At 57.1% G+C, this 6,155-nt stretch carries 4 protein-coding genes and 1 tRNA gene; 1 reads left to right on the forward strand and 4 read right to left on the reverse strand.

Annotated features, from left to right (window positions below; all coding sequences use genetic code 11):
* Positions 1-2 precede the first annotated feature (2 nt).
* From dnaN to PSV43_RS17155, 3 genes are all read right to left on the reverse strand, one after another.
* Positions 3-1,100: a DNA polymerase III subunit beta gene (dnaN, locus tag PSV43_RS17145; protein WP_300200055.1), complete on the reverse strand. Its 1,098-nt coding sequence runs from the start codon at positions 1,098-1,100 to the stop codon at positions 3-5.
* A 324-nt stretch (positions 1,101-1,424) separates the two neighbouring features.
* Positions 1,425-1,500: transfer RNA gene (locus tag PSV43_RS17150), tRNA-Ala, on the reverse strand.
* Between the two features lie 73 nt (positions 1,501-1,573).
* Positions 1,574-3,292 (reverse strand): hypothetical protein, encoded by a 1,719-nt coding sequence (locus tag PSV43_RS17155; RefSeq protein WP_300200058.1) that lies wholly within the window; start codon positions 3,290-3,292, stop codon positions 1,574-1,576.
* Between the two features lie 262 nt (positions 3,293-3,554).
* Between PSV43_RS17155 and dnaB the strand changes: the two genes are divergently transcribed.
* Positions 3,555-5,066, forward strand: a complete 1,512-nt coding sequence (gene dnaB / locus PSV43_RS17160; RefSeq protein WP_300200061.1) for a replicative DNA helicase — start codon at positions 3,555-3,557, stop codon at positions 5,064-5,066.
* Between the two features lie 116 nt (positions 5,067-5,182).
* On the opposite strand, the gene PSV43_RS17165 is transcribed toward dnaB, so the two are convergent.
* On the reverse strand, positions 5,183-6,155 hold a 973-nt coding region (locus PSV43_RS17165; protein WP_300200064.1), incomplete at its 5' end, for a transposase.

The raw sequence follows: 6,155 nt of genomic DNA on the forward strand, positions 1-6,155 counted from the left end.
AATCAGGCATTCACGCGCATCGGCATCAGCACATACAGGAAATTCGTGCCGCTGCGCAGCACACCGGGGCTGATTTCATCAATGAGGTGCAGATGCACTTCATCGGCGCTCAGATTGCGCAGCGGTGCCATCGCAAATTCCGGATTGAACGCGATGGTGATCGCAGCACCTTTGTAGTTGATGGCCACTGTTTCACGCGCTTCCCCGACATCCGGAGAAGTGGCGACTATTTCCACGCTGCCTGGGGTGAAGATGAATTTGATCGAATTCGATTTCTCAGTGACCAGCAGGGACACACGAGAGATGGCCCGTAGAAAGGCTTCCCGCTCCAGCGGAATACGCTCCTTCGACTCACCAGGAATGACCTGACGATAGTTCGGGTAGTTGCCGTCGATGAGTTTGCTGACCAGCAAGCTTTCACCCAGATCAAAACCCACCTGGGAACCCGTGACTCGAATGGCGACCTCTCCAGAATCTCCCAGCAAGCGGGAAAGTTCATTCACGGCCTTGGTCGGCACAATGATGTCGACCTCCTGGCTTTGTGGAAACTCAAGCTCCTGCTCGACCATCGCCAGGCGGCGTCCGTCTGTGGCCACCATCGTCAGCGCATTGTCCTTGAAGGCAAAGAGAATGCCGTTGAGCACGTAGCGCGTTTCGTCCGTGGAAATGGCGTAGCTGGTCTTGCGCAGGCAGTCGCGCAGCACCTGCTGTTCAATACGGAACTCACGCGCATCATCAAATCGGGGCAGCGCGGGAAATTCCTCACTGGTAAGTCCCAGCACTTTGAAATAACTGGGTCCGCTGCGGATGGAGGCGACGTTTTTCTCATCCACCTTCACTTCGATTTCCTCCGACGGCAGCTCCCGAACGATGGTGGCAAGACGACGCGCCGGAAGCGTGGTGGCCCCAGGTTCTTCGACCTCCGCAGGAACCGAACAGGTCACGCCGACATCAAGGTCAGTGGTGGTGAGTTCAAGCCTTCCATCCTTCGCCTTGAGCAGCACATTGGAGAGGATGGCGAGCGTGGTACGCGAACTGACCACATGCTGAACCTGGTTGATTGCGTCCAGGAAAGATTCTTTGCTGATGGTGAACTTCATATAAAATGCCTGCTATGGGTCAATTTGTTAACAAACCCCGATGAAACGGCAAGGATATTGAGCGGAAAATTCCGAGTGTCTAACTACAATCTGAGTTCCTTCACTTTCGTGGCTCGTTTCATTTTCTGGGTGATGGGTCCAATCTGGCTGCTTTTGCTACGCCAAACTTCTTGAGTCAGGACTCCTGAATCTCATGACGGCAGGTACGAGGTGATTAAGAAGGTCGTCAATCCCCTGTTTCGCTGACAGTTGCTGCACTTGGCCTCATTTTAGATTGGGCTGACAGCAGCCAGATAATCAGCAGCAGGGAGTGTGCACGGGGTTTGGTGGAGCATAGCGGGTTCGAACCGCTGACCTCCTGCATGCCATGCAGGCGCTCTACCAACTGAGCTAATGCCCCGGAAATTAAAAAAAACCGGCTCCCCAAGATTTGGGGAGCCGGAGACTAGCAAAGAGCGTTGCTTTGACAAGTGCTATTTCGACTTCTTCGGCGCGCCAGCTTTGGATGGGACGGAATCCTGCACCGTCGCTGCTGCCGGAGCTGCTGCGGCCTGTGGCTTCGGCAGCTTCTCAAAGATCTTTTTCGCTTCGGTCACTTCTTCAGGCTTCATCTTGCCTTCGAGCTGCTTGAGCACATTGGAGGTCACATCCATGTCAGCCTTGTTCGCGCTCTTCTGAGCGGCTTCATCTGCCTGCATGGCATAAGCCCATGCACGGGGAAGTTCTGGCGTGCCAGGAACCACACCGACGGCATAGAGATTGGCGAGGCGAAGCATGGCCAGGGCCACGCCCTGCTGGGCTGCATCGGCATAGAGACCTGCTGCAACCATGCGGCTCTGACGCACACCTGCACCCTGCTCATAAAGAATGCCAAGTGCGATCTGCGCAGGAGCGAAGCCCATGTCTGATGCACGCTGATACCAGCCAGCAGCAGCCACAACGTCCTGAGTGACTCCGGTCCCGTTGGCATAGAGGCCAGCAAGGCGGTTCATCGCCTGAGCAATGCCTGCGGTGGAAGCCTTCATCAGGAAGGTAAATGCTTTGGCTGGATCTTTGTCCACCACCGTGCCGGTTTCATAATACACACCAACGTTGTAGAAGGCTTCAGCAAGGTTGTTCTGTGCGGCAAGACGGTAGAGGTCAAGGGCGCTCTTTGGATTTGGCTGGATGAGGATGTTTTCTTTGTCGTCACGCTTGCCTTTAGGGTCTTTGATGATGCCGGTTTCGAACGCATTGCCGAGACGGAAGAGAGCCTGAGGGTCATTGCCGTTGGCTGCCTTGGTGTAGTACTCAAAAGCCTTGGTCACGTCCTGCTTCACGTCTGCGCCATCAGCACCGACTCCGTTTTCATAGATCTGACCCAGAATGCGGTTTGCAGCGGCAAGACCTTTGGTGGCGGCTTCATTGAACATCTTCAATGCGGCAGGCACGTCCTTTTTCACCAGCTTCGGGCTCTCCTTCGTGTCCGGGTCGCCATTCAGAAGACGGGCACCATAGGTGCTCAGGGCCACTGCGCTGCCCTGCTTGCCAGCTTCGATGAGGTACTCCAGCGCCTTCTGCTGATCCTGGGGGATGCCTTCCACTCCAGCGGAGTAGATCTGGGCCAGGCCGAGAGTGGCTTCGCCGTCCTGTGCCTTTTGGCCTTTTTCAAGAAGCTCCTTGGCTTTCGCTGGGCTCTTCTCAACTACCACAACACCTTTTTCACCTTCGGTGACGCCTTGCAGGTGCAACTGGGCCAGCATGCGGCGGGAAACTTTGTTGTTTTCAGCTTCAGCTTCCTTGATCAGCTTGATCGCTTCCTTCATCGCGTCCGGATTTTGCGCACCGGCCTGCATCAGCACTTGGGCGAGTTCGGATTTGGCGAGGACCTGTCCTTTGTCCGCTGCCTTGCGGAACAGAGCGGCGACTTCATTGATGTTCGCACCGCTGAGCACTCCCCAATGGGCAAGCGCGTAAATGGCGTCCTTGTCATCCTTCTGCGCCAGTTCGCGCACTTTCGCGACGGCATCGTTGAAGGACTTGTTGACATCAGGGCTTCCGGTTCCTGGAGTTGCTTGAACCTTGTCCTGATCAGCCTTGAGGGCTGTCAGAATATCGGTGAACTCTTTGGAAGCTCCCGGCATTTCGGCAGTGTCGATGCCAGCGACCGCGACAAGAGCCGCGAGTTTAAGTTTGAGTGCTGTAAGTAACATAGGTGGTTGTGATTTGAAGGGGCGTTTGACCCGGTAGATCCGGAGGTGTTCAGTTTTCGACACGTCCCCAGACACAGCAAGCTTTTGATGAAAGTATATTATCGGTCATCACAAAAACTCACACACAAATTTCTGAAGGGGTGCCGTTGTCGCGTTTTTTCCAAAATATCCGAAACCACCCCGAAACACGCCAAATCCGCCCACCTCACGATTGAGCACGTCATTGACGCAAATCCTCAGCCCTCCATCCTGCACATCCTCCATGGCCGAAAATTCCACTCCCATCACGACAGCAGACACCCCGCAAAACGGCGGCGAAAAACCTGCAAAAAAGCGGGAGAATTTTAAAAAGCGCAACGAAATCCCCACGGCTGAAGAGCTTCTCGCCTCTTTCAATCGCGCCCTTCCCTTCAGCGACGAGGCCGAAAAAGGCGTCCTCTCCTGCCTGCTTCAGGATCCCGCCGAACGCCTCAGCGAATGCCGGGTCACCCTGCCCGCCCTGGCTTTCTACCACGACGCGAATCGCACCATCTACGAAAAGTTGCTGGAGTTTTACGACAAAAACCTCCCCCTCGATCCCATCACTCTCACTCACGCTCTGCGTGAACAGAACGTGCTCGACAAGGTCGGCGGTGCGGCCGCCATTTCGGAACTTTTCGCCTTCGTTCCGATCCCCTCACACTTCCCGTATTATAAGAAGATCGTCCTGGATAAGCACATCCTGCGGGAGCTCATCCATGCCAGCTCGCTGAACATCCATCACGCCTACGAGCACGGCAAAGAGCAGATGGATGAAAACATCGACACCCTCATCGATCATGCGGAACAACGCGTGCTCGCCGTGCGTGAATCCACCGGCTCCAAGGAGGGCATCAAGACCCTCTCCACCCACGTCATGGATGCCATCGACAGCATCCAGTACATGCTCGAGCATCCCGGCCAGTTGCGCGGCCTCTCCACCGGTTACACCAAACTCGATGAGATGAGTTCCGGCCTGCAGGGCGGTGAAATGTTCGTCATCGCCGCCCGTCCTTCCATGGGTAAAACCTCCCTCGCGATGAACATCGTCGAGCACATCGCCGTGGACTGCAACACACCCTGCGCTGTGTTCAGTTTGGAAATGAGCGCCACCATGCTCGTCCGTCGTCTCCTCGTCTCCCGCGCACGCCTCAGCATGCAGGATCTCTCACGCGGCCTGCTCTCCCGTGCTCAGCAGGACGCCCTCGCCAAAGCCACGCGAGATCTGCAGAAGGCGCAGATCTTCATCGATGAAACACCCGGCCTCGACATCATGGAGATGCGCGCCAAATCACGCCGCCTCAAAAAGCAGCACGGCATTCAGATGATCATGATCGATTATCTTCAGCTCGTCACCTCCCAGAGCCGCCGCGCCAAGGACAACCGCCAGATCGAAATCGCGGAAATCTCCGCCGGCATCAAAGGCCTCGCCAAAGAGCTCAACGTCCCCATCATCGTCCTCGCCCAGCTCAACCGCGCCGTCGAATCCCGCAAAGGCCAGCGCCCCGTCCTCTCCGATCTTCGTGAGTCCGGCTCCATCGAACAGGACGCCGACATGGTCGGTCTCCTCACCCGTTCCGACTACGCCGGAGCCAAGATGGAAGTCGAAGACGAAGAAGCCGAAGAAAAGAAAAAAGGCGAAGCCATGCTCATCCTCGCCAAAAACCGAAACGGCCCCACCGACGACGTCCTCCTCCGCTTCATCGACCACGCCATGCGTTTCGTCGAACGCCACGAAGAAGCCGAGTCCCCTTAGCAATCAACGCGGAAACGTCTTGGATTGTAATGGAAGGGTGGCGGCCATCCACTGAGCAAACCTGCATCAACGACACCGCTTTCACGGAGTGAGTCACGTTCTTACTCGCCGCAGCATCACCCCAACGCCTTGCTGCGCAGTTGGCGTAGCGCATAAAACGGTGCATCAGACTCCGCGATACGTTTGGCTCCATCCTTGCGCTTCGGACTGAACAGCTCCCGTTGCGCGGCAAAGATTCCCTCCACGAATTCCTTGCTCCCCAACACCACCCCATCGGTGAAATAGCGCACCCGCAGCCGCACCAGTTCTGCCACACTCAGTTTCCCGCCTGCCACCAGCACAGCACGTGCGCTCTCCACGCTCACGCCACGCTCCACCAAGTTCTCATTCTGCGCATCCTTCACCTCGCGCCCCTCGGCATGTAGCAGACAGCGATACGCCTCAGCAGCCCCCGCGCTCTTCCAACCGTCCACCGGCTTGCCCTGCGCCTTGCACAGACCACGCTGCGCCCTGCGACTGCCGCCCACGGCCTCCGCGTAGCCGCACCAGCGGTAGTCCTTCGGGTCCTTCACCAAACCGGCACGCACCGGATTCAAATCAATGTACGCCGCCATCGTTCGCAGCGCCTCCCCCTTGCCCTCCACCAGCACGCTCTTGAAGCGGTCCATCCACAGCGTTCCACGGCGACCACGCCGCTTATTGAACCAGCGGCTAAAACGCTCCTTCACCTCCTTCACAAACAGCGACAGATCACAAAAACGCTTCTTCACCGTCGCCAGCTTCTGCTCGGCCAGCACCGCCATGCCACGCGCACGCAAATCGCTCAGCTCATCGCGCAGCAGCCCGACATAGGCCTTGCTGTAGAGCACGCCCAGGTGCTCCAGCAGCTTCGCCTCACCCTGCGGCCCCTCAAAACGCTCCAGCCAGGTGGCACGGTGCGGCACCTCCGCCAGCAGGTGGAAATGGTTCCCCATCAGGCAGTAGGTCACCACCTTGATCCCCGAGAACTCCGCCAAACGCCAGATCACACGCCGCAGAGCCTCCTTCTCCACCTCATCAAAGAACACCTCCCCACCACAAGTCCGCGAC

Origin of the sequence: Prosthecobacter sp., from assembly GCF_029946185.1 — a bacterium.
Taxonomy (GTDB): domain Bacteria; phylum Verrucomicrobiota; class Verrucomicrobiia; order Verrucomicrobiales; family Verrucomicrobiaceae; genus Prosthecobacter.

Excerpts from the sequence above, each read along its gene's own strand:
- dnaN (WP_300200055.1), bottom strand. The coding sequence starts at position 1,100 with ATGAAGTTCACCATCAGCAAAGAATCTTTCCTGGACGCAATCAACCAG.
- PSV43_RS17155 (WP_300200058.1), bottom strand. The coding sequence starts at position 3,292 with ATGTTACTTACAGCACTCAAACTTAAACTCGCGGCTCTTGTCGCGGTC.
- dnaB (WP_300200061.1), top strand. The coding sequence starts at position 3,555 with ATGGCCGAAAATTCCACTCCCATCACGACAGCAGACACCCCGCAAAAC.